The 19,228-nt window shown below is 73.0% G+C and carries 15 protein-coding genes; 11 read left to right on the forward strand and 4 right to left on the reverse strand.

All coding sequences use genetic code 11. From position 1 onward, the window contains the following. Positions 1 to 37: 37 nt before the first annotated feature. Positions 38 to 3,232 carry an amidohydrolase family protein gene (locus tag ACFV7R_RS29295; RefSeq protein ID WP_385268712.1) on the forward strand — a complete coding sequence of 1,065 codons (3,195 nt, stop codon included), beginning with the start codon at positions 38 to 40 and terminating at the stop codon, positions 3,230 to 3,232. A 28-nt stretch (positions 3,233 to 3,260) separates the two neighbouring features. Here the strand turns inward: ACFV7R_RS29295 and ACFV7R_RS29300 are convergent, their stop codons facing one another. Both ACFV7R_RS29300 and ACFV7R_RS29305 read right to left on the reverse strand, forming a co-directional pair. Beyond that, complete coding sequence (locus ACFV7R_RS29300) at positions 3,261 to 3,413, reverse strand: hypothetical protein (RefSeq protein WP_385268714.1); 153 nt, start codon at positions 3,411 to 3,413, stop codon at positions 3,261 to 3,263. A 153-nt stretch (positions 3,414 to 3,566) separates the two neighbouring features. Continuing rightward, positions 3,567 to 5,051, reverse strand: coding sequence for an alpha/beta hydrolase (locus ACFV7R_RS29305; protein WP_385268716.1), 1,485 nt, complete (start codon positions 5,049 to 5,051; stop codon positions 3,567 to 3,569). Positions 5,052 to 5,196: 145 nt separating this feature from the next. On the opposite strand from ACFV7R_RS29305, the gene ACFV7R_RS29310 reads away from it, so the two are divergent. From ACFV7R_RS29310 to ACFV7R_RS29355, 10 genes are read left to right on the forward strand one after another with little or no spacing between them, the layout of a single operon-like run. Further along, entirely contained in the window at positions 5,197 to 6,453 is a 1,257-nt protein-coding gene (locus tag ACFV7R_RS29310; protein ID WP_385268718.1) for an ATP-grasp domain-containing protein, read from the forward strand. Continuing rightward, entirely contained in the window at positions 6,450 to 7,289 is an 840-nt protein-coding gene (locus tag ACFV7R_RS29315; protein WP_385268720.1) for a Rossmann-like domain-containing protein, read from the forward strand. Before ACFV7R_RS29310 ends, ACFV7R_RS29315 begins: the two co-directional genes overlap by 4 nt. Next, a complete protein-coding gene (locus ACFV7R_RS29320) occupies positions 7,286 to 8,368 on the forward strand; it encodes a PLP-dependent cysteine synthase family protein (RefSeq protein ID WP_385268722.1) in 1,083 nt (360 codons plus the stop codon). Before ACFV7R_RS29315 ends, ACFV7R_RS29320 begins: the two co-directional genes overlap by 4 nt. Then, entirely contained in the window at positions 8,365 to 9,414 is a 1,050-nt protein-coding gene (locus ACFV7R_RS29325; protein WP_385268724.1) for an enolase C-terminal domain-like protein, read from the forward strand. The genes ACFV7R_RS29320 and ACFV7R_RS29325 overlap by 4 nt, the downstream gene beginning before the upstream one ends. Then, entirely contained in the window at positions 9,398 to 10,639 is a 1,242-nt protein-coding gene (locus ACFV7R_RS29330; RefSeq protein ID WP_385268726.1) for an MFS transporter, read from the forward strand. The genes ACFV7R_RS29325 and ACFV7R_RS29330 overlap by 17 nt, the downstream gene beginning before the upstream one ends. An 8-nt stretch (positions 10,640 to 10,647) precedes the next feature. Then, the gene (locus tag ACFV7R_RS29335; RefSeq protein WP_385268728.1) at positions 10,648 to 11,445 is read left to right on the forward strand and encodes a class I SAM-dependent methyltransferase; all 798 of its coding nucleotides are present in this window, start codon (positions 10,648 to 10,650) and stop codon (positions 11,443 to 11,445) included. Positions 11,446 to 11,474: 29 nt separating this feature from the next. Next, a complete protein-coding gene (locus ACFV7R_RS29340; protein ID WP_385268730.1) occupies positions 11,475 to 13,046 on the forward strand; it encodes an ABC transporter substrate-binding protein in 1,572 nt (523 codons plus the stop codon). Beyond that, positions 13,043 to 13,996 carry an ABC transporter permease gene (locus tag ACFV7R_RS29345; protein ID WP_385268731.1) on the forward strand — a complete coding sequence of 318 codons (954 nt, stop codon included), beginning with the start codon at positions 13,043 to 13,045 and terminating at the stop codon, positions 13,994 to 13,996. The genes ACFV7R_RS29340 and ACFV7R_RS29345 overlap by 4 nt, the downstream gene beginning before the upstream one ends. Further along, positions 13,993 to 14,823, forward strand: a complete 831-nt coding sequence (locus ACFV7R_RS29350) for an ABC transporter permease subunit (RefSeq protein ID WP_385268732.1) — start codon at positions 13,993 to 13,995, stop codon at positions 14,821 to 14,823. The genes ACFV7R_RS29345 and ACFV7R_RS29350 overlap by 4 nt, the downstream gene beginning before the upstream one ends. Then, entirely contained in the window at positions 14,820 to 16,382 is a 1,563-nt protein-coding gene (locus ACFV7R_RS29355) for an ABC transporter ATP-binding protein (RefSeq protein ID WP_385268734.1), read from the forward strand. The genes ACFV7R_RS29350 and ACFV7R_RS29355 overlap by 4 nt, the downstream gene beginning before the upstream one ends. Before the next feature lie 35 nt (positions 16,383 to 16,417). On the opposite strand, the gene ACFV7R_RS29360 is transcribed toward ACFV7R_RS29355, so the two are convergent. Next, positions 16,418 to 18,250 (reverse strand): glycoside hydrolase family 15 protein, encoded by a 1,833-nt coding sequence (locus tag ACFV7R_RS29360; RefSeq protein ID WP_385268736.1) that lies wholly within the window; start codon positions 18,248 to 18,250, stop codon positions 16,418 to 16,420. A 117-nt stretch (positions 18,251 to 18,367) separates the two neighbouring features. Beyond that, positions 18,368 to 19,147 carry a DeoR/GlpR family DNA-binding transcription regulator gene (locus ACFV7R_RS29365; protein ID WP_385268738.1) on the reverse strand — a complete coding sequence of 260 codons (780 nt, stop codon included), beginning with the start codon at positions 19,145 to 19,147 and terminating at the stop codon, positions 18,368 to 18,370. Between the last annotated feature and the right edge of the window lie 81 nt (positions 19,148 to 19,228).

The following is a 19,228-nucleotide window of genomic DNA, read 5'->3' on the forward strand; positions in this document are numbered from 1 at the left end:
CCTGTCCGGCACGCCAACTCCTGTACCGGGAGCATCCTTGGACATCGAAGGCACCTCAGACGCCCCCCGCTCCGGCCCGCTCTCCCGCCGCAGATTCCTCCAGGCCGGCGCCACGGCCACAGCCCTCGCCGCCGTGAGCACGCCGGTCGCGGCCGCCGCCTCCGATACGACCCCCCTCTCACTCACCGCCGCCACAGGGGGCTCCGCGACCCTCGCCCCGTCCGGTGACCGGTTGGTCGCCGAGGTCCAGAACGTGCTCTGGTCCGTCCCGCGCAACGGAGGCACTGCCGTCGCGCTCACCCCGCCCGGTCTCGAACCCACCCGCCCGCAGTTCTCGCCCGACGGCAGCCGTCTCGTCGTGTGCGCCTACCGAGGCGGAGGCTTCCACCTCTGGACGCTACGGCCCGACGGCACCGGGCTGCGGCAGCTCACCGAGGGACCGTGGGACGACCGGGGTCCGGCCTGGTCGCCGGACGGCACCCGGATCGCCTTCGCCTCCGAGCGCGGGGGCGACACCGTGACCGGCTCCCCGTACCGCATCTGGGTCGTGGATGTACGCACCAGCACGCTGACCCGGCTCACCGGGCGCCCCGGCCAGCAGGGTCCCGGGCAGGACGCCGCCTGGGAGGACTTCGACCCCACGTGGTCGCCAGACGGTGAGCGGGTGCTGTTCGTGCGTGCGTCCGTCACCCCGACGGGCACCCTCCGGGCAGCCACCGTCGCGTCGGTGGCCGCCGACGGCTCGGGTCCGATCACCACCGAGCGCACCGACGACTCCGGCGCCCAGCTCATGACCCCCGCCGTCTCGCCCGCCGGACGCCTGGCCTACCTGCGCACCACGCCCTCGCCCGCTGCCTCCTGCACCCTCGTGGTGGACGGGAAACCGGTCGCCGTAGAGGGCGATGTCCTCCCGGCGCCGCCCCGCTGGGCGGACGGCGAGCGACTGCTCCTCACGGTCGACGGCCAGTTCCGCCTGGTCGACCCGGAGGCGCCCGACGACGGCGAGGGGATCCCGTTCACGGCCACGCTGCCCGTGGACCGCCCCCGCTACCGCGGCAAGGTCCACGACTTCGCCGGCGCCGGCGCCCGTCCCGTCCGCGCGCTGCACCTGCCCGCCCTGTCACCGGACGGCCGCCGCGTCGCCTTCGCCGCGCTCAACGCGCTGTGGACCGCCGACACCACGGGCGGCCGCGCACCCCGCAAGATCCTCCAAGTTCCCTCCACCCGCTATGTGCTGGCGCCGACGTGGACGCCGGACGGCACGGCGCTGGTGTACGCCGACGACCGCGACGGACTGTTCGCCGTACGCCGCCGCGACCTCGGCTCCGGCGAGGAGACGACGCTCGCCGAGGGCGGCCGTGTCTTCCCCGCCCTCTCGCCCGACGGGACGCGGCTGGCCTGCCTCGACATGTCCGGCAACCTGGTGGTGCGCGAGCTGCCCGACGGCGGCGAACGGGTCCTCGCCGCGCCGCTCGGTGCGGGCGGGCTGCCCGGCCGACCCAGCTGGTCGCCCGACGGCCGCTACGTGGCGCTGTGCGACCGCAACCGCCTCAACCAGCGCTTCCGCGAGGGCTACAACCTCATCCGGGTCGTCGACACGACCACGGGAACGGCCGCGTTGCACGCCCTCGCCCCGCACACCTCACTCTCCGACCGTTACGACTCCGGCCCCGTCTGGTCCCCGGACGGTCGCTGGATGGCCGTCGTCGCCGAGTCGGCGCTGTGGCTGCTGCCGGTCCGCGCCGACGGCACTCCCGAGGGCGAGCCCCGCCCGCTCACCACCGAACCCGCCGACCACCCGTCCTGGTCCGCCGACGGCCGCTCCCTCCTCTACCTCTCCGCGGGCACCCTGCGTCTGATCGACATCGCCACCGGCAGGGCCCGCACCGTCCGCGTACCGCTCGACTACCGCAGACCCCGGCCGGCCGACACGGTCGTGCACGCGGGCCGCTTCTGGGACGGCACCGGGCCGGAGGTCCGCGAGGACATCGACGTCGTGGTCCGCTACGGCCGTATCGCGGAGGTGTCCCCGCACCGCACCGGCCGCCCGGCGGTACGCCACCTCGACGCGAGCGACCGCACCGTGATCCCGGGCCTGTGGGACGCCCACACGCATCCCTGGCAGACCACCTACGGCGGCCGCCAGACCGCGCTCCAGATCGCGTACGGCATCACCACAGCCGTCTCGCTGGGCGGGTTCGCCTACGAGCAGGCCCGCATCCGGGAGGCGGTCGCAGCCGGTGCCCTCGCCGGCCCCAGGCTGCTGACCACCGGCGAACTGCTCGACGGGGCGCGGGTCGCCTACAGCATGGGCCGCGCCCACCGCACCCGCGAGGGCCTGCGCCGCTCGCTGGAGCGCGGTGCTGCGTTGGACTGGGATTTCGTGAAGACGTATGTACGGGCTCCCGGCTGGGTGATGAAGGAGGCCGCCGACTTCGGGCACGACCGGCTCGGGGTGCGCAGCGGAAGCCACCTGTGCACTCCGGGCGTGCAGCTGGGTCAGGACCTGACGACCCATCTGCAGGCCACGCAGCGCCTGGAGTTCGGGCATGCGACCTCCGCGACGGGGCGTTCCTACCAGGACGTCGAGGAGATCTACACCCGCGCCGGATTCCACCTCGTCGCCACCCCCTTCACGGCACTGCCGCTGCTCGGCGCCGACCCCGCGCTCGCGGACGACCCGCGCGTCACCGCGCTCATGCCGCCGTGGGACACGGCGCTCGTACGGCAGCAGGCCGGGCAGCCGCCCACCGACGCCCAACTGGCGACTCTGGACAGGGAGCTGAACGTCTACCGGCGGATCCTCGCGGGCGGCGGACTGGTCGCGCTCGGCACGGACCAGCCGCTCGTCCCGGTCGGGCTGCACCTGCACCTGGCCCTGCGCGCACTGCACCGTGCCGGCCTGTCACCGGCCGAGGCGCTGCGCACCGTCACCCTGCTGCCCGCGCGGGTCTTCGGCGCCGAGGCCGACCTGGGCACCCTGGAGGAGGGCAAGCTCGCCGACCTCACGGTCGTGGACGGCGACCCGTTCACCGACTTCGCCACCCTGACCCGCACGGTGGCGGTCCTCCGCGGCGGCGTCCTCCACGAGCAGGCGGACCTGGTCGAGGCCTTCGGAGCCGCCACCACGCGGGGTGACGATCCACAGCGGTCGTTCGAGGCCACGGACTGGCTGGAGGTCAGCCGCCACATGCGACGCGAGGGGTGCTGCGATCCGGACAGCGGAGGCTGAGCACCGGAGAGCCACGACATCCCACTGATCACCCGCCCACCGGCATCGGGATCTCGAATGGCGCGGATGCGGCGGGTGGGCGGGGCCCGCGGAAGGTGTCGAGCATGACGCGCCGTGCGCCGTCCACGGCGGCCCGGGCAGCAGGGCGCACGGTGTACTCGCGGTGCCCGGTCCCGCTCACGGGGGAAACTCCTGTTCTCTGGCTTCTCTGGCTTTCACGCATATGAGAAGGGCGAAGCGCCCGCGCGGCGACGGCGCGGGCGCTCCGGCTCGGACGGTTCTCACCCCAGCAGGCAGATGAAAACCGATTTCATGTAGGGTCTGTGGTGTGGCGTCAGGCCGCCGGCAGGCCCGACCCCGTGCAGCGCACATCCGTCGCCGGCACCGTTCCGTCGATCAGGTACGCGGCGACCGTGTCGTCCACGCAGGCATTGCCCCGGCTGGCGAACACGCCGTGCGAGTAGTCGTTCTCGAGCGTGACCAGACGTGAGCCGGGCAGGAGCCGCCGGAGCTGGTGTGCCCCCTCGATCGGTGTGACGGGATCGTGTGCCGAGGCCACCAGCAGGGCCTCAGGTGCGTCGGGGCTGCCGAGCGGTGTGCGGTGGGCGGGCCGGTGGTACCAGTAGGCGCACGTGGACGCCTCCATCCCGGTCAGCACTGGCTGGGTGTCGATCCGGCGGGTGCGGCGGATGTCCGCCAGGATCCGGGCCGGTTCGGGGCCGGGGCCGTCGGCGCATTTGACGATGCGGTTCGCCGCCTCGTAGTTGCGTGAAGCCGGACCGTCGAAGGCGGAGGCGGGGCGCAGGCCGGCGACGGTGCTCTCCCGCAGGTAGGCGCGCAGGGCGTCGGCGAGGCCCGCCCAGCGTTCGGTACGCCCCAGTGCGCGGTACACGGCGCGGTCGAACTCCGCCGCACCGACGCCCTCCACGGGCCGGCGCGCGAGGCTTTGCCGGACCCGCAGATACGCCTCCCGCACCGCGCCCGCACGGTCCCCGAGACCGAAGCGGTCCGTGTGGGCGGCCGTCCATGCGAAGAAGGTGTCGCGCTGACGCAGCAGCGCCCGGCTCTGGACGACGTCGAAGTCGTACCAGTCCCACGGTCCGACCACGCTGTCGAGCACCATGCGGCCCACGCGGTGCGGGAACCGGGCGGTGTACGCCGCGCCGAGATAACTGCCGTACGAGACACCGAGGAAGCTCGTCGACGGCTCGCCGAGCGCGGAACGGATCGCCTCCATGTCGTGTGCGGTCTGCTCGGTCGACAGGTACGGCAGCGTGCCGTCCGCGCCCGCCGCGCAGTCGTCGGCCAGCTCGCGGAGCGAGGCGAGGTGGTTGCGTTCCGCCTTCGGCCCGACCGGCACGGGGTCCGCGCCCGGACGGTCGAAGAGACCGCCCATCGGCCCGCAGTCGACGGGTGCGCTCGCGCCGACGCCGCGCGGGTCGAAGCCGATGACGTCGTACGAACGCCGCACGCGCTCGGGGAGCTTGGCCCGCTTCGTCACCGCGTACGGCAGTCCGGAACCGCCCGGGCCGCCCGGGTTCACCAGCAGGATGCCGCGGCGTTCTGACGGTGTGCCCGAGGCGGGGACCCGGGAGACGGCTATCTCGACGTGCGGCCCTCGGGGACGGGTCCAGTCGAGCGGCACCGTCACGCTGCCGCACTCGACGTGGTCCGGGGCGGGCGGGGCCGGTACGGAGTCGGGACAGGTGCCGAAGTCGAGGGTGGAGGTGGAGGCCTGTGCCGGTGCCGTGGGGAGGAGCGTCGCGGCGCCGGCCGCGAGGGCGCACAGCAGGGCGGTGCGGCGTGGGGGAGGGGTCACGAGTCTCTCCGGAAAGCTCTAGATGATCAGATGACAATGGGAATCATTGTCGATAGGGTGTGCAGCGCAAAACCGGCGCCCCGTCGAAACAGGGGTCCGTCGGGCTGTTCTGACGTCCGAACGTCGCGCCACGCAAAGGAGAGTTGTGGGTCATCTGTTGGTGGTCGAGAGCTGGGTCGGCTCGATGAGCAGGCTGCTGCCGCGTGCGATACGGGAGGGCGGGCACGAGTTCACCTTCCTCACTCGTGACCTGCACCACTATCTGCGGTCCGCGCCGGAGGGAACGGCGCATCCGCTGCTGGGCGCCCGGAACATCATCACCGTCGACACCAACGACCCCGAGGCACTGCTGCCCGAGGCCGAGCGGCTGCACGCGGTGCTGGGCTTCGACGGGGTGCTGACGTCCTGCGACTACTACCTGTCGACGGCCGCGCGGATCGCCGGACACCTCGGCCTGCCCGGACCCGGCCCCGAGGCGGTCGAGAACGCCTGCCGCAAGGACGCCACCCGCCGCATCCTCGCCGACGCCGGACTGCCCCAGCCGCGCTTCGCCGTCCACGAGGAGTGGGCCGACATCGCGAGCGCCGCACGGGAGATCGGCTACCCGCTGGTCGTCAAGCCCGTCGACCTGTGTGCGGGCATGTTCGTACGGCGCGTGGACGACGAGGCCGAACTCGCCGCTGCATTCCAGGCGTTGGCAGACTTCCCGGTCAATGCGCGCGGTCAGCGGCGGGCCCCCGTCGTGCTGCTCGAAGAGCTGCTGGACGGGCCCGAGGTGAGCGTCGAGACCGTTTCCCACGGCGGAGCGGTGCACGTCGTCGGCGTGACCGACAAGAGCATCGGCGGAGCGCCCGCCTTCATCGAGACCGGTCACATGTTCCCGGCGGCCCTGACGCCCGCCGACACCGAGGCCGCCGAACAGACCGCGCTGGGCGCCCTGAAGGCGCTCGGTCTGACCGACGGCGTGGTCGCGCACACCGAGATCAAGCTGACGTCCGCCGGACCGCGCGTCGTCGAGGTCAACCCCCGGCCGGCCGGCAACCGCATCACCGAACTCGTCCGCCACGTCACCGGCATCGACCTCGCCGCCGCCTTCGTGGACGCAGCCCTCGGCACCGTGCCCGACCTGCGGCGCACCGACACCGGGCTGAGCAGCGCCGCCATCGGCTTCCTCGTACCGCACACCGCGGGCACTCTCGAAGCGCTCGACGGCAGCGAACTGCGGGGTGCGCCCGGTGTGCTGGAGGTGCAGCTCGCCGAGCCCGGCAAGGCCGTCAAGGCGGCCGGCAGCAACAACGAGTATCTCGGGCACGTCATGGCGGGCGACGCCGACGGGCCCGGCGCCCGCGACCGCGTCGAGGCGCTGCTGGCCGGGCTGCGGGCGGGGCTGGTGATCCGATGACCGCCGACACGGCGACGTATCCGGCGCTTCTCGATCTGGTGGACCGCGTCCGCGCCGGCGAGTTCGGCCCGGACCCCGCCTCCCAGCAGATCTCCGTCGCCTTCACCACACGGCAGGCCGTACGGCACGCCGGGCGCGGCACCGGCTACCGCAACGAGGTCCTCAGCCTGCGCCTGGCCGAGGCCGTCGGCTCCTGCGCGGTCGAACCCGGCGCCCTGCCCGACGGTGCGCTCGACGACTGCGTGGGCGCCGACGTCGCCCGGCTCCTCGACCATCCGCTGACACCGGTCCGGGTGGCCGCCCTCGACGCGTACCTGATGCACGTCACCCCGCACACTCCGGACCACGGGGCACGCCCGTTCCCGCTGCCCGCCGGATCGTCGCTGGAGAAGTCGCGGGCCCGCGCCCAGGCCGTCGTCGAGCTGCTCGATGTGCCGCCCGGCTCGACCGTGCTCGTCGTCGGTGTCGTCAACTCCCTGCTGGAGGCGCTGCGTTCGCGCGGCATCGGCTACGTGCCGTGCGACCTCAAGGGTGGTGTCACCGAGTGGGACGAGCCGGTCGTCACGGACGCGCTCGACGCCGCGGACCGCTGCGACGCCCTGCTCGTCTCCGGTATGACGCTCGGCAACGGCACCTTCGAGCCGCTGCGCCGGCACGCGCTGCGGCACGGCAAGCAACTGGTGGTGTTCGCCCAGACCGGCAGTGCCGTCCTGCCCCGTTTCCTCGGCCAGGGGGTGAGCGCGGTGTGCGCGGAGCCGTACCCCTTCTTCTGGCTCGACGGCGGACCCGGCGTCATCCACCGCTACGGCGGCCACTGTCCGGAGAGCGAACGATGACCGTGACCACGGCCGTACGGCCCGCTGCGCGCCGGGAACTGCTCGCCCTGCTCGGCCGTACGCCTCTGGTGCGCATCACCGCCGACCTGCCCGGACCGCAGCCCGGTTTCTGGGCCAAGCTCGAAGGGCTCGCGGCGGGCGGAATGAAGGCACGGGCCGCCGTGTCGATGCTGCTGGGCGCCCGCGAGCGCGGCGAACTGCGGCCCGGCGCGCCGGTGGTGGAGTCCACCTCCGGCACGCTCGGCCTCGGGCTGGCCTTCGCGGGCCAGGCGCTCGGCCACCCCGTCGTCCTGGTCGGTGACAGCGAACTCGAGCCGTCCATGCGGCAGTTGCTGCGCGCCCACGGGGTCCGGCTGGAGATCGTCGACCGCCCGGCCCCGCAGGGCGGCTGGCAGGCCGCCCGACTGAACCGGCTGCGTGAACTGCTCGCCGTTCTGCCCGGCGCGTACTGGCCCGACCAGTACAACAACCCGGACAACACCGCCGGCTACGCCTCCCTGGCGGCCGAACTCGCCGCCCAGCTCGACCACGTCGACGTCCTGGTGTGCAGCGTCGGCACCGGCGGCCACAGCGCCGGGGTCATCGGCCCGCTGCGCCGGCACTGGCCCGCTCTGCGGCTCATCGGCGTCGACGCCACCGGCTCCACGATCTTCGGCCAGCCCGCAAGGCCCCGGCTGATGCGCGGCCTGGGCAGCAGCATCCACCCCCGCAACGTCGCCTACGACGCCTTCGACGAGGTGCACTGGGTCGGCCCGGCCGAGGCCGTGGACAGCTGCCGCCGGCTCGCCCGGGGCAGCTTCGTCACCGGCGGCTGGAGCACCGGCGCGGTCGCGCTCGTCTCCGCCTGGGCGGCCCGTGTGCACCCGGGGGCGGTCGTCGCCACCGTCTTCCCCGACGGCCCGCACCGCTACCTCGGCACGGTCTACGACGACGACTTCACCACCGCGCACGGCATCGACCCGGCCGACGCGGCCCGGCGCCCCGTGGAGATACCGCACCCACGCGCCGCCGAGGCCACCGGCTGGGTCCGCTGCACCCGTGTCACCGACCCGCTCGACTCCCCGGAAGAAATCCAGTGAAGGCCACCCAGCGCACCGTACGCCTCGAACTCGCCGAGCCGCTGCGCATCTCCCGCTCCACCATGTCCGCACGCGACGCCGTGTGGCTCACCGTCGAACACGACGGGCTCCGCGGCCATGGGGAGGCCGTCACCAGCGTCTACTACGGCCTGGATGCCGACACCCTGGGACGGCTCCTCGCGGCGGTCGACCTGCACCGTTTCGCCGACCCCGAGAGCGCCCTCGACGCCCTGCGGGCGGGTGAGTTGGCCGGGAGCGACACACCGCCCGCCGTCACCGCCGCCGTCGACGCCGCGCTCCTCGACCTCGTCGGCAAACGCGCGGGCAGCCCCGTCCACCGCCTCCTCGGCGCCCCGGCCGCCCCCGTGGCCGCCACCGCCCGCACCATCGGCATCACCGACCCCCTGCACGCCGCCGCCGAGGCCCGGCGTCTGGCTGCGAGCGGCTTCCAGGTCATCAAGGTCAAGGCCGGCACCCCCGACCCCGAGGACGACGTCGAGCGCGTCCGCGTGATCCACGACGCAGCCCCCGCCGCCCGGCTGCTCCTCGACCCCAACGGCGCCTGGACGGCCGCGCAGGCCGCAGCCCTGCTGCCCCGGTTCGCCGACCTCGGTGTCGAGGCCGTCGAACAGCCCGTCGCCCCCGGCGACCCCGAGGCGCTGGGGGCCCTCGCCGAGCGCTCCCCGCTGCCCGTCATCGCCGACGAGGACGCCGTGGACCTCGCGGACGTCCGCCGGCTGGCCGGGCGTGTGCACGGCGTCAACGTCAAGCTCGCCAAGTGCGGTGGCGTCCACGCCGCCCTGCGCATCGCCGAGGCCATCGAGGGCAGCGGCACCGCGCTGATGCTCGGCTGCCTGACCGCCAGCACCCTCGGCCTCGCTCCCGCCGTCCACCTCGCCGACCGCGCCCGCTGGGCCGACCTCGACGGGCATCTGCTGCTCGCCCACGACCCGTGGACCGGGATCGGCGGCGCCGACGGGTTCGTACGGGCCGGTGACCTGCCGGGGCTCGGCATCGAGGAGGTGGCGCATGAAAACGTGGCATGAGATGCGGCAGTTCCCGCTCGCCGTCCGCCTCCTGCTGGTCAACCAGCTCGGCGTCAACACCGGCTTCTACCTCCTCATCCCCTATCTCGCCACCCACCTCACCGAGAACCTCGGCATGTCCGCGGCCGTCGTCGGCATCGTCCTCGGTGTGCGCAACCTGAGCCAGCAGGGCCTGTTCATCATCGGAGGCTCCGCCTCCGACCGGCTCGGCGCACGCGGCGTGATCATCGCCGGCTGCGCCCTGCGCACCGTCGGGTTCGGGCTGTTCGCCCTCGGCGACGGACTGGCCGTACTGCTCGCGGCGTCCGTGCTCAGCGGACTGGCCGGCGCCCTGTTCAACCCGGCCGTGCGGGCCTACCTCGCGCAGGAGGCGGGGGAGCGCAAGGCCGAGGCGTTCGCGCTGTTCAACGTGTTCGCCACGACCGGCGCGCTGATCGGCCCGCTCCTCGGCAGCCTCCTCCTCCTCGTCGACTTCCGCACGTCCGCGCTCACCGCCGCCGCCGTCTTCGCCGCGCTCACCGTCGCCCAGGCGCTGGTGCTGCCCGCGCGGGAGGTCGAACCGAGCAGGAGCGGGATCGTCGCCGACTGGCGCGAGGTGGTCGGCAACCGGGCGTTCCTGGCGTTCGCGCTCGCCATGGTCGGCATGTTCACCCTGGAGAACCAGCTCTACCTGCTGCTGCCGTCCGGCGCCCGGCAGGCCACCGGCTGGGACGGCGCGGCCGGCCTCGTCTTCCTCGTCGGCACACTCGTCAACCTCACCCTGCAACTGCGGCTCACCCGTGCCCTCAAGGAGCGGGGCAGCAGGGCCCGTTGGATCAGCGCCGGACTCCTGCTGATGGGGCTGGCGTTCCTCCCTCCGGCACTCGTCGCCGGCAGCAGCTCCGCCGGGCTCCTCGACGCGCTACCGGTCCTGCTCGGCACCCTGCTGCTCTACGTCGGCGTCATGATCGCCTCGCCGTTCGTCATGGAACTGATCCCCGGCTTCGGCCGCCCCGAGCTCACCGGCACCTACTACGGCATCTTCTACGTCGTCTCCGGCATCGCCGCCGCCCTCGGCAACACCGTCGTCGGCTGGGCCATGGACACCGGGGAGCGCGGCGCCGAGTGGCTGCCCTGGGTGTGCTGCGCCTTGTTCGGGCTCGCCTCCACGCTCGGCGTCGCCTGGCTGCACCGGCTGAACGCGCTGCCGGCCCCGCCGAAGCCCGCCGTACCCGCCGCGGCCTGAGGAGAGACATGTCCCCTACGACAACTGCGAACAACCTCCTCACCGACAACCCCGAGCTGTACGAGGCCCGTTTCCCCGATCCGGACCGCCTGGCCGGCCGCTGGACCGAGGACTGCCTGCGCCGGCACGGCGCCGGCCCGCGCGTGCTGGACATGGGCTGCGGCACGGGCCGCGACGCGGCGTTCCTGCACGTCACCGGGCGCACCGTCACCGGGGCCGACCTCTCCGAGGCGATGCTCGGGTACGCCCGTGTCCATCACCCCGGGCCCGCATACGTCCGCGCCGACCTGCACGGCTTCGACCTGGGCACGTTCGATGCGGTGGTGTGCCTGGACAGCGCGCTGCTCTACTGCCACACCAACGACCAGCTCGACGGCTTCCTGGCCTCCTGCCGACGGGCCCTCGCACCGGGCGGCCTGCTGGTCGCGGAGATGCGCAACGGCGCCTGTTTCCTGGGCCGTACGGACCTGCTCGACCGGCCCAGGGTCAACCAGTTCACCTGGCGGGGCACCGAGTACCGCTCCAGCACCACGCTCACGGTGGACCGTACCGCCCAACTCCTGCGCCGTACGCGCATCTGGACGGCCGACGACGGCTCCGCGCCCGTCGAACAGCGCTCGGCATGGCGGCTGCTGTTCCCGCAGGAGCTGCGCCACTTCCTGACCGCCCACGGCTTCGAGGTCCTCGATCTGTACGACGGCCCCGGACCGCGCACCGAACCCCCCTGGCACGAGGGCGAGTTGCCCGGCGCGACCACCGACGCGGACCGGCTGCACGTCGTCGCGCGTCTGAACACCCCCCACTGACCTGTCCCGTCTCTCCCCAAGGAACCCTCATGCACGACGAACGCTTCCCAGGCCTGCGCCGCCGCGGCTTCCTCGCCGCCACCGGCGCCGCCTCCCTCGGCGCGCTCGCCCTCACCGGCTGCGGCTCCTCCGCCCGCCCCGGCGCGAGCGAGGGCGACGGCAAGCCCAAGCGCGGCGGACGGCTGCGCGCCGCCTTCGCCGGGGGCGGCGCGAGCGAGACCCTCGACCCGCATCTCGCGAACCTCTTCGTCGACGTGGCCCGCGCCAAGGCGCTGTTCGACAAGCTCGCCGACTACGGCGCCGACCTGTCCGCCGAACCCCGCCTCGCCACCGAGTGGGAGCCGAACAGGACGCTGGACCGCTGGCAGGTCACCCTGCGCAAGGCCACCTTCCACGACGGCAGGCCGGTCACCGCCCAGGACGTGCTCTACAGCTACCGCCGGATCGTCGATCCCAAGCAGGCGTTCCGCGCCAAGGCGTCCCTGGAGCCCATCGACCTCGACGCCAGCCGCGCCACCGGCGAGCGGAGCATCGAGTTCGTACTGAAACGGCCGACCGCCGAATTCCCCAACATCCTGGCCGCGTTCGGCGCGTACATCGTGCCCGAGAACGCCACCGACTTCGACAAGAAGCCCATCGGCTCCGGCCCCTTCCGGTTCGTGTCCTTCACCCCCGGCCGCTCCGCCGTCGTCCGCCGCTACGACGACCACTGGGAGGGCGCCCCCTACCTCGACGAGCTCGAGTTCCTCGTCGCCAACGAGGAGTCCGCGCGCGTCAACGCCCTCCTCGGCGGCCAGGTCGAGTACGCCCACGAGCTCAACCCCACCACCGCCCGCGCCCATGAGGGCAAGGGCCAGATCGAGATCGTGCGGCTGCGCAACAGCGCCATGCAGGCCTTCGCGATGAAGACCGACCGGGCGCCCTTCGACGACCAGCGGGTGCGGCAGGCGTTCTTCCTCATCGCCGACCGCAAGGAACTCGTCGACGGCGCCCTGTCCGGGGCGGGCGAGGTCGGCAACGACCTGTTCGGCAAGGGCTACGAGTACTACGCCGACGGTCTGCCGCAGCGCGAGCAGGACCTCGACAAGGCCCGCGCCCTGCTGAAGCAGGCGGGCGCCGAGAACCTCAAGGTCACCCTCGACACCTCGGCCGTCGCCGCCGGGTTCACCGAGGCCGCCGGAATCTTCCGCGACCAGGCGAAGAAGGCGGGCGTCACCGTCGAGGTCAGAATGGGCAGCAAGGACTCGTACTGGAGCGACATCCTCGACTCCGGCACCCTCGCCTGCTACCGCTCCGGCGCCATGCCCATCGAGGCGCACATCTCCCAGCGGCTGCTCACCGACTCCACCACCAACGCCACCAAGTGGCAGCACAAGGACTTCGACGCGCTCTACCAGCAGGCCCAGTCCACCCGGGACAAGACCGAACGGGCCGCCGTGTACGAGCGCATGCAGCGCCGCCTGTACACCGAGGGCGGCTTCCTGGTGTGGGGCTTCGCCGACTGGATCCTCGGCACCGCCCGCACCGTCAAGGGGGTGGAACGCAACGCCCCCGCCAACACGCTCGACTGGGCGCGGTTCGACAAGGTGTGGCTGGCGTGAGCGGACTTCGCTCCTTCGTCGCCCGGCGGCTGCTCCTCGGCGCCCTGCAGACCGTGGCCGTGGTGCTGCTGGTCTTCGCGCTCACCGAGGCGCTGCCGGGCGACGCCGCGGTCGCCCTCGCCGGCGACCAGCCGGACCCGGCGCGGATCGCTGCGATCCGGGAGGCCATGCACCTGGACCGGCTGGCGCACGAGCGGCTGGCCGACTGGGCGGCGGGCCTGCTGCACGGCGACTTCGGCACCTCGCTCGCCTCCGGCCGGCCGGTCGGCCGGTACATCAGCGACGGCCTCGGCCCGACCCTGCTGCTGGCCGCGCTCACCGTCGTGCTGCTCGTGCCGATCGGCTTCGGCCTCGGCGTGCTGGCCGCGCGGCACGCGGGCCGGCTGATCGACCGGCTCGTCAGCTCGGTGACGCTCGCCGTGTACGCGATCCCCGAATTCGCCCTCGGGGTGCTGCTGGTGACCGTACTCGCGCTCCAGCTGGGCTGGCTGCCACCGACCGCCGTCGGCTACGGCACCGACCTGCTCGCCCACCCGGCGGTACTCGTCCTGCCGGTCCTCGTGCTGCTGTCCCGGCCGGTCTGTTCACTGGCCCGGCTGGTGCGGGCCGGGATGGTCGACGCGCTGGCCGCGCCGTACACGGTGCACGCCCGCCGCTACGGCGTCGCCGGCATCCGCGTCCGCTATGCGCACGCCCTGCCCAACGCTGTTGCCCCGGCCGCGCAGCAACTCGCCCGCACCATCGACTGGCTGCTGTGCGGCGTCATCGTCGTGGAGGCCCTCTATGTGATCCCCGGACTCGGCACCGTCCTGCTCAACGCCGTCGCCGAACGCGACGTGCCCGTGGTGCAGGGCCTCGCCGTGGTGTTCGGCGTCCTGACCGTCGTCCTCAACCTGGGCGCCGACCTCGTCGCCCACCGGTTCGCGCCACGGGCGGGGGTGGCCGCGTGAGGTTCACGGGGAGATTCGCGCTCGGCGTCGCCGTCATCGGCGTACCTCTCGTCCTCGCCCTGCTGGGGCCCCTGTTCGCGGGCGATCCGGGGCCGCGCGCCACGTCGTTCACGCTCGGGGACGGCCACTGGCTGGGCACCGACTTCGTGGGCAGGGACGTGTGGCAGCAGGTGCTGCACGGAGGCCGGCCCGTGGTGGTGACCGCGCTCGCGGCGACCGCGCTGGCGTATGCCGTGGCGCTGCCCCTCGGTCTGCTCGGTGCGCTCACGCACCGCAGGTGGCTCGAGGAGCTCCTGATGCGGCCCCTGGACGTGCTGCTCGCCGTGCCGTCGCTGCTGTTGATCCTGCTGGTGGCGTCGGTGTTCGAGCCGGGTGCGGTCGGGCTGGCGCTGCTGGTCGCGGCGGTCAACATCCCGGACGCGGCCAGGATCGTGCGGGCCGCCGCCGCGGAGGCCGCCGCACGGCCCGCCGTCGAGGCGCTGCGCATGCAGGGCGAGACCTGGTGGCGGATGGCGGTCGGTTACGTCGGCCGTGCCACGCTGCGCACGCTCGCCGCGGACGCGGGTGTCCGGCTCACCGGCGTGCTCTACCTGGTGGCGACGGCCGCCTTCCTCGGCGTCGGCGTCGCACCGGACGCCGCCGACTGGGCGGTCATGGTGGACCGCAACCGCACCGGCCTGGCCGTGCAGCCCTGGGCCGTGGTGGTGCCCGCCCTGCTGATCATCGCCCTGACGACGGGCGGCAACCTGCTCTTCGACGCCGCACTGGACCAGCGCGGAACAGCCGCGTCGGGCCACCGCGGCACAGACAAGGAACGACGGCCGTGACCCAGGAGCTGAACCGAGTGGATGCCGTCGCGGAGATCGCGGACCTGCGGGTCGAGATCGACGGCCGGGCGATCGTCGACGGAGTGAACCTGCGGGTCCTGCCCGGCCGGGTGACCGCGCTGGTCGGCGCGTCCGGCAGCGGAAAGACCACCACGGGTCTGGTGCTGCTCGGCGAGTACCCGTCCGGCGCCCGGGTCACCGGGGACGTGCGGGTGCCGGAGGGCGGCCTGGTGGGGTACGTGCCACAGCACCCGGCGGCCGTCCTCAACCCCGCCCGCCGGGTCTGCGCCCTCCTGAACGACATCGCCCGCACCCAGGTGCGTCACCTGCCGCGCCGCGAGCGCAGGGCGGCCACCCGCGAACTCCTGCTCCGGGCCCTGGCCGACGCCCAGCTCCCCGACGCCGAAGCCCTGTTGCGCCGTTTCCCCCATCAGCTGTCCGGCGGTCAGCAGCAGCGCGTCGTTCTCGCCCAGGCGCTCCTGCTCGGCGCCCGGGTCATCGTCGCGGACGAACCCACCACGGGCCAGGACGCACTGACCAAGTCCCGTATCGTCGGCCAGCTGTCCGCGGTCGCGGCGAAGGGCATCGCGGTGGTTCTGCTCAGCCACGACCTCGACGTCGTCCGCGCACTCGCCGACGACGTCCTGGTGATGCGGGCGGGGCAGGTGGTGGAGTCGGGCCCGCCCGAGCGGCTGTGGCTCGCGCCCCGGCACGAGTGGACCCGCCGGCTGCTCGACGCACAGACCCCGGGCCCGCAGCACGAGCCGCCCCCGGCTGCAGCACAACCGGTCCTGCACGTACGGGACATGACGGCACGTCACCGGGACGGCGACCGCGGTACGACGGTGGCGGTGCGCGTACCGGAGCTCACCGTGCAGGCCGGTGAATGCCTGGCCGTCGTCGGCCGCTCCGGCAGCGGCAAGACCACCCTCGCCCGCTGTCTGGCCGGGCTCCACCGCGACCACAGCGGAGAGATCCTGCTCGACGGCCGCCCGCTCCCGCGCAGTCTGCGGCAACGCGACCGTGACCGGTTGGCGGCCGTGCAGTACGTCTTCCAGGACGCCCGCGCCGCCTTCGACGACTACCGGCCCGTCCTCGACCAGGTCGCCCGGACCGCCGTACGCCTGCGCGGTGCCGACGCGGAGACGGCCGAGGCGGAGGCCCTGGCCACGCTCACCCGCCTCGGCCTGCCGGAGGAACTGGCGAGCCGCCGCCCCGCCCGGCTCTCCGGCGGCGAACTCCAGCGCGCAGCCCTGGCCCGCGCCCTGCTCGCCCACCCCCGGGTGCTGATCTGCGACGAGATCACCTCCGGCCTCGACACGGTCACCCGCCGCGGCCTCCTCGACGTCCTCGCGGGCCTGCTCCGCGACCGCGACGACCTCTCCCTGGTCCTCATCACCCACGACCTGGACACCGCCCGACTTGCCCACCGCATCGCCGTCCTGGATGCGGGCGAACTGGTCGAACAGGGCCCGGCCCCACGGGTGCTCACCGAGCCCCGACACCCCTTCACCGTCTCCCTCATGGAGACGACGGCACGCCTGGCGGCCGGGACGTGACAGCGCTGCGCCGGCCGCGTGGCCCGGCCGGTCGGTCAGCCGAGGGCCTTGTCCAGGTTGAAGGCCGCGCTGATCAGGGCGAGATGAGTGAACGCCTGCGGGAAGTTGCCCTGTTGCTCGCCCGTGTGGCTGATCTCCTCGGCGTACAGGCCCAGATGGTTGGCGTAGGTGAGCATCTTCTCGAACGCCAGCCGCGCCTCGTCCACCCGTCCGGCGCGGACCATCGCCTCCACGTACCAGAACGAGCAGATGGAGAACGTCCCCTCGTCGCCGCGCATACCGTCGGGGCTGGCCTGCGGGTCGTAGCGGTAGACCAGGGAGTCGGACACCAGCTCGTTGGTGAGGGCGTCCAGGGTGGCCAGCCACTTGGGATCCGTGGGGGCGATGAACTTCGACAGCGGCATCATCAGCACGGCCGCGTCGAGTACCTCGCCGTCCTCGTACTGGACGAAGGCCTGGCGCTGCTCGGACCAGCCGCGGCGCATGATCTGGCGGTAGATCGTGTCGCGGCACTGCCGCCACCGGGGAAGATCGGCGGGCAGCCCGCGCCGGTTGGCCATCCGGATCGCCCGTTCGATCGCCACCCAGCACATCAGCCGCGAGTACAGGAAGTTCTTGCGGCCGCCGCGGGTCTCCCAGATGCCCTCGTCCGGCTGGTCCCAGTGGCAGCACACCCAGTCGACCAGCGCGCAGACGTCGTCCCACTGGTCGCTGGAGATGGGTTGCGCCCACTTGTCGTACAGGTAGATCGAGTCGATGAGCGCACCGTAGATGTCGAGCTGGAGCTGCTCGGCGGCGCCATTGCCGACCCGCACCGGCGCGGAGCCCTCGTACCCTTCCAGATGGTCGAGCTCGCGCTCGGGCAGGTCGGTGCGCCCGTCGATGCCGTACATGATCTGCAGCGGGCCGGCGTGGCAGCCGGCGCCCGGACTGATGTGCCGGGTCACGAACTTCATGAACGCCTCGGCCTCGCTGGTGAAGCCCAGCCGCAGCAGCGCGTACACGCAGAAGGCGGCGTCGCGCACCCAGACGTACCGGTAGTCCCAGTTGCGTTCGCCGCCGAGCTGTTCGGGCAGGCTCGTCGTCGGCGCGGCCACGATCGCGCCGGTGGGCGCGTACGTGAGCAGCTTCAGCGTGAGCGCGGAGCGATGCACCATCTCCCGCCAGCGGCCGCGGTACTTCGAGGCGGACAGCCAGCGGCGCCAGTAGGCCACCGTCTCGCCGAACTGCTCCTCCGCCTCCATGTGCGGGCACCGGCGGGGCGTCACATCGCCCCCGACCCGGTCCAGCGCGAACACCGCCGACTCGCCCTCGGCGAGCTTGAAGTCCGCCCACGCGTCGGGACCGTCGGCCTCGAGCGGCACGGTGGCGGTCAGCGCCAGGGACAGGTCCTCGGAGTCGAAGACGGCCACGTCGCCGACCATCCGCAGGGTGTGCGGCCGGGCCCCGTAGTCGAACCGGGGCGCCACCCGCGCCTTGAACGGCAGGGAACCGCGCACGCACATCACACGCCGGATCAGCCGGTGCCGCTCGGCCTCGGTCGACTCGCCGCTGATCGGCATGAAGTCCTGCACCTCGCCGACGCCGTCCTCGGTGAAGAACCGGGTGATCAGGACGTTGGTGTCGGGGAAGTAGAACTGCTTGGTCCGCCCGGGCACGCTCGCCGCCAGCTCGAAGGCGCCGCCCCGCTCCGCGTCCAGGATCGAGGCGAACACGCTCGGCGCGTCGAAGGCCCCGCAGCAGTACCAGTCGATCGTGCCGTCGGTGCCCACCAGGGCCACGCTCCGCAGATCGCCGATCAGCCCGTGTTCGGCGATCGGCAGATACCGTGAGCGCCCGAACCCCTCGTCCCTCGGTGTCTCGGCCATCACAGCCTCCCTCGCCCGGTCCGGCCGGCGCGGTTCCAGCTTAGGCGCGATCGAACACAGGAGCGTCGTGAATCGAGGGTCCGGTACGCGGGCGGCGCGAATCGGGAGTCCGGTCGGTCACACCGCGAGGACCCCGACCCCCGCCTCCTCGAATCGTCGCACTGTGTGCTCGTCCACCGCCGTGTCCGTGACCAGCGTGTCCACCGTCTCCGCGGCGCAGATCCGGGCGAACGCCCGGCGGCCCAGCTTGCTGGAGTCCGCGGCGACCACCACCCGCTCGGCACGCTCGCACAGCAGCCGGTTGATCGACGCCTCCGCCTCGTCGTGCGCCGCCGCGCCGTGCACCACGTCCAGGGCGACGACACCGAGCACCGCCACGTCGAGGGTGATCTGGCTGAGCACGCCGTCGGCGAGCGGACCGATGAGCTCGTACGACTGTGCCCGCGCCACCCCGCCCGTCACCACGATCTTGAACTGGGGGCGGACGGCCAGCTCGTTGGCGATGTTGAGCGCGTTGGTGACCACGGTGAGCGCGGGCGAGCCGGTGGCCAGGTCGCTGCGCACGGCCAGGGCCCGGGCCACTTCGGTGGTGGTCGTGCCGCCGGTCAGCCCCACCGCCTCGCCGGGGGCGATGAGATCGGCCACGGCCTTGGCGATGCGCTGCTTCTCGGAGGCGTGCCGGGCGGTCTTGTAGCGCAGGGGGAGCTCGTACGACACGCCGTGCACGACCGCGCCGCCCCGGGTGCGGATCAGCATCTGCTGCTCGGCGAGCTGGTCGAAGTCCCGGCGGATCGTCGCGGCCGAGACCGCCAGCTCGGCAGCCGCCTCCTCGACGTCCAGCCGGCCGCGCTCGACGAGCAGCTCCAGCAGCGCTTTCCAGCGGGCGTCGCGCGACATCCGCACCCTCCGTCCGTTCCTCGTTCTGCGGCGACCCTAGCGCACCTGACTGTGGCCGAGATGCTTGATGATGCTCGAAGG

It is taken from the genome of Streptomyces sp. NPDC059866, assembly GCF_042731325.1.
Classification (GTDB): Bacteria; Actinomycetota; Actinomycetes; order Streptomycetales; family Streptomycetaceae; genus Streptomyces; species Streptomyces flavusporus.

Bases quoted from the DNA above. Each gene is read 5' to 3' on its own strand.
- ACFV7R_RS29320 (WP_385268722.1), top strand. From the start codon at position 7,286: ATGACCGTGACCACGGCCGTACGGCCCGCTGCGCGCCGGGAACTGCTC.
- ACFV7R_RS29340 (WP_385268730.1), top strand. From the start codon at position 11,475: ATGCACGACGAACGCTTCCCAGGCCTGCGCCGCCGCGGCTTCCTCGCC.
- ACFV7R_RS29360 (WP_385268736.1), bottom strand. From the start codon at position 18,250: ATGGCCGAGACACCGAGGGACGAGGGGTTCGGGCGCTCACGGTATCTG.
- ACFV7R_RS29330 (WP_385268726.1), top strand. From the start codon at position 9,398: ATGAAAACGTGGCATGAGATGCGGCAGTTCCCGCTCGCCGTCCGCCTC.
- ACFV7R_RS29335 (WP_385268728.1), top strand. From the start codon at position 10,648: ATGTCCCCTACGACAACTGCGAACAACCTCCTCACCGACAACCCCGAG.
- ACFV7R_RS29315 (WP_385268720.1), top strand. From the start codon at position 6,450: ATGACCGCCGACACGGCGACGTATCCGGCGCTTCTCGATCTGGTGGAC.
- ACFV7R_RS29365 (WP_385268738.1), bottom strand. From the start codon at position 19,147: ATGTCGCGCGACGCCCGCTGGAAAGCGCTGCTGGAGCTGCTCGTCGAG.